The 3,858-nt window shown below is 61.8% G+C and carries 6 protein-coding genes; 4 read left to right on the top strand and 2 right to left on the bottom strand.

Annotated elements, in window-relative coordinates:
- Positions 1-448, top strand: a 448-nt coding sequence (locus tag Q8P46_05920; protein ID MDP2619699.1) for a TerC family protein, incomplete at its 5' end; no start/stop codon positions are given.
- 75 nt (positions 449-523) lie between these two features.
- Here the strand turns inward: Q8P46_05920 and Q8P46_05915 are convergent.
- Positions 524-1,423, bottom strand: a complete 900-nt coding sequence (locus Q8P46_05915) for a hypothetical protein (GenBank protein ID MDP2619698.1) — start codon at positions 1,421-1,423, stop codon at positions 524-526.
- Entirely contained in the window at positions 1,424-1,993 is a 570-nt protein-coding gene (locus Q8P46_05910) for a sigma-70 family RNA polymerase sigma factor (protein MDP2619697.1), read from the bottom strand.
- 179 nt (positions 1,994-2,172) lie between these two features.
- On the opposite strand from Q8P46_05910, the gene Q8P46_05905 reads away from it, so the two are divergent.
- The 3 genes from Q8P46_05905 to Q8P46_05895 all read left to right on the top strand — a co-directional run bounded on the left by Q8P46_05905 (position 2,173) and on the right by Q8P46_05895 (position 3,711).
- Entirely contained in the window at positions 2,173-2,559 is a 387-nt protein-coding gene (locus Q8P46_05905; protein MDP2619696.1) for a DUF4168 domain-containing protein, read from the top strand.
- Positions 2,560-2,653: 94 nt separating this feature from the next.
- Positions 2,654-3,175: a PRC-barrel domain-containing protein gene (locus Q8P46_05900; protein ID MDP2619695.1), complete on the top strand. Its 522-nt coding sequence runs from the start codon at positions 2,654-2,656 to the stop codon at positions 3,173-3,175.
- Positions 3,172-3,711 (top strand): hypothetical protein, encoded by a 540-nt coding sequence (locus tag Q8P46_05895; protein MDP2619694.1) that lies wholly within the window; start codon positions 3,172-3,174, stop codon positions 3,709-3,711. Before Q8P46_05900 ends, Q8P46_05895 begins: the two co-directional genes overlap by 4 nt.
- Positions 3,712-3,858 lie beyond the last annotated feature (147 nt).

Below are 3,858 nucleotides of genomic sequence, written 5' to 3'. Positions count from 1 at the left end.
GGCCGGCGGTCTGTTCCTGTTGTGGAAGGGGACGCGGGAAATCCATATCGAGATCGAGGGCGGGGACCATGAGCGGCCGGCTTCGGCGGCCACGACCTTCGCCGCCATCGTCGCCCAGATCGTCGTCATCGACATGGTGTTCTCCGTCGATTCCATCATCACCGCCATCGGCATCGCCGAGCATGTCGAGGTGATGATCGCCGCCGTCCTGATCGCGATCATCGTGATGTATCTGGCGTCCGCTCCGATAAGCGGCTTTATCGCCCGCCATCCGACCACCAAGATGCTGGCGCTGAGCTTTCTGATGCTGATCGGCGCGGCGCTGGTCGCCGACGGCGTCGGGTTCCACATCCCGCGCGGCTACATCTACTTTTCCATGGCCTTCGCCGCCGGCGTCGAGGCGGTCAACATCCTCGCCGCCCGCAGGCGGCGCAGCGTGCGCCGATAGGCTGCCGTCGGTCTTGAGGCAAATGTCTCCTCGGGCGCTGGCGGCCTTCACCCAGGACTATCTGCGCGAGCGCGGCTAATTGATATCCGGCAGAATTGGCGAGGGCGAGTCAGGAGATAATTGTTCCGGCGTTTGTGGCACCGGACCATCGGCGACCGCGGGTCCAAAGCCCTTTTTCACCCTCGGAGCAGCCTCCATAATCGGCTGTGAAATTGTGGGATCGTGCAGGGAGCTGCGGATGCGCCGGGCAATGGATGCCGTTTCATCGGTCGGAAGTTCGGCGACGATGGCAGACGCCAACGGACCGTCGCGCCAGTAGGCGGTGGAAACGTCGTTCTCGCTCGACACGGTGACGTCCTCGTTGCGCCGGCTCGAACGCGGCCGCAGGAACAGGCTGAAGCTGCGGCCGTCAGTCCGCCTATAGGTCAAGCGTACCATCTCGCGTTCGCCGTCGTTGACGGTTCGCTTATCGATGATCGTGTAGCCTATGTCGCTGAGATCCGGCACTTGTAGCGTGAAAAATATTTCCTCTGACAGCCAGTCAATCGGTTCCGCATTGCCTGGCTGGACGACGCGGCTTCCGGACGTTGAATTCACGAAATCCTTGTAGCTGCCCTGCAGGAACGCCCGGTTCGGCGGTTCCGGCGCGGTCTCTCCGCGACCGAACATCCAACCCGCGGCGCCCGCGCCGACGGTTAACAGGACAACCGCGGCTATGGCGGCCATGCCGCGGGCACGGCTCATCCGGGGCCGGTCCAGCACCGCGAGCAGGTGTTCGGGCACCGGCTCGTTGATGCGTCCGCCATATGCCTCACGCAACGCTTCCGTCTGTGCGCGATAGGCTTGTATGCGCGCGGCCAGTTCGGGCGACGCGGCAATCTTGCGTTCGACCTTGCTCTTCTGGCCAGGATCGTCGTCCAGCCGCCCGTCAATATAGGCGAGGACGTCAAGATCGAGTTTGGTGTTGCTGGTCATCTACTTTACGCGCCTCAAATTCGCGTGTCGGGTCTCCGGAACATACAATTCGCGCAGTTTCTCGCGCCCGCGCGACAACCGGGAGCGCAGTGTCCCGATCGGAACCCCAATGATCTTGGCGGCCTCGTCGTAGGAAAGGCCTTCGAGCGCGGTCAGCATGATCGCGGCGCGTTGCTCCCTTGGCAGTTGCCGCACGGCTGCGGCAATCTCCCTGCATGCGATCTGGTTTTCCTGCTGCGGGGGCTCGGTCAGCGGCGCGGACAATTCGTCTATGTCGACCTCGCGGCGCTCGCGGTTGCGCTGCGCGGTCTGGTTGAGGAACACATTGTAGAGGATGCGATACAACCAGCTGCGAATGCTGCCATGCCGCTTCCACTGGTGCCGCTTGCGTATAGCGCGCTCAAGGCTGTCCTGCACCAGGTCATCTGCAGCCTCGGGCGTGTCGGCCAAACCGAGCGCATAGCGCCGCAGCCGCGGGATCTCCTTTGCAATCAGCCACTTAACTTCGTCCAAACCGATGCTCCCGGCTGTGTAGCAAGCATTCTTCTCGTTGCTTGGGCGCGCAATCATGCCACGATCATTACAAGACAGCATGGCCCGCGGAAAAGTTCCCATTTTACCCACGTACAAGTTTCTCAAAAAAGTTTTGCGTTTTTCGGAACTCTGCGGTGCCGCGGACTGTCCAACTTGGCAACGTGCCCCGTGCAAAGTCCGGCCGGCGCGTCATGCCAAACGGAAAGGAGAAATTCATGACACTGACACGCTTGTTGCTCGCCGCCGCGTTGCTCGCTGCGCCAAGCGCAATGCCCATGAACACGGCACTGGCACAAACGACCGGGGGCGAGGAGCAACCGCCGGTAAACGCGGAGAGCTTTAGCCAGGACGAACTGAAGACCTTTGCTATGGCCTCGCTCGAAGTTCAGCGCATCAGCCAAGCCTATCAGCCGGTGATCGAGGAGGCAGAGGACTCGGAGCAGAAGCAGGCGATTCAGCAGAGGGCCATCGACGAGATGCGCACAGCTGTTACTGAAACCGGACTTTCCCTCGAAAAATACAATCAGATCGTAACGGCTGTTCGAAACGATCCGAACCTTGCGGCGGAAGTTCGAGACCACATGATGAACCAGGGTCAATAAGCAAAGATGCGGCAAAGCACAGACCCGCGGGGGGCTGAGCTTGCCGACCCGCGCAACACCTCGATTGAGGAGAGGTACACCAAGGAGATTTGTCATGTTCCGGTGGCTAACGACACTTGTTGGCGCGGCGCTGACCATCGGGCTAGGTAGCGCATTGGCTGTCGCCCAGGAAGAGGGACAGGCCCGAGCCGCCGCGCCGCCGCCAGCGGAAACGCTCATTGTCGAGCAGCCGCGGGGCTTTATGCTATCAGAGGATCTCGTCGGAATGGAGGTAAAGGGACCGGACGATACTTCCATCGGATCGGTTCACAGCCTGCTGTTCAATCAAAATGACGAGATCGTGGGAGCGGTTGTTGCCATCGGCGGTTTTTTTGGGATCGGGGCCAAGCACGTTGCATTGTCGTGGGACGAGTTCGATGTCCGGCCTAGCGAGAAGGTCGCGCGCATTAACCTGACCCGCGAGCAGTTGGAAGCGGCACCGAGCTTCCGCGACCGCGCCTCCATAGAGGCACGGGAAGAGGTAGAAAGGGCGCAACGCGCGAGAGAGAAGGAGTCCGGCCGCTTACCGCAGCCCGGCCTGACGCCCCGTGTGCCGCAGCCCGGCCTGGCGCAATGAACGATAAAGCGGCATGCGGCACCCAGCTGTCCGCGGCGGGGACTTGTGTGCGGCCCGACGGAATGACTTCAGGCGCGGCAACCTGGTCCCTGTTTCTGATAGGTGAAAGAAGGGGGGAACTGATGCGCATTGGGTTTTGCCTCGGGCTTCTGATTACAGCTTTGGCGGCGTCCGGTTCGTCCGTCGCACAGGGCGCAGATTTTGCTCCGGACGAGGGGGCAGGCGTGAATGCCGACCCGGACACCGTCATCTCGGCGATCGAACAGGCCCGCGACAAGGGGGCGGAAATCGGCGAAATGGAGGCGATCAACCATATCGAGTTCGTGGAGGTCGACACGCTCAAGGGTGATAAGACCTCCCGCGCCATCGAGAATGCGGTATCACTCAACGAGTACGACGTTCGCAATCTGCAATCGACGCTGGCAGAACAGCCCGAGATCAGCGCGAAGCTGGAGGCCGAGGGCGTGGCGGTGCGGAACATCTTCGCCGCCACGGTCGATTCCGACCGGCTCGTGATCTTCGTGCGCAAGGACTGACCGTGCGGCCGGCGGTCTGTTCCTGTTGTGGAAGGGGACGCGGGAAATCCATATCGAGATCGAGGGCGGGGACCATGAGCGGCCGGCTTCGGCGGCCACGACCTTCGCCGCCATCGTCGCCCAGATCGTCGTCATCGACATGGTGTT

Source organism: Hyphomicrobiales bacterium, assembly GCA_030688605.1.
Taxonomy (GTDB): Bacteria; Pseudomonadota; Alphaproteobacteria; order Rhizobiales; family NORP267; genus JAUYJB01.
This window is presented reverse-complemented; position numbering and strand designations above follow the sequence as displayed.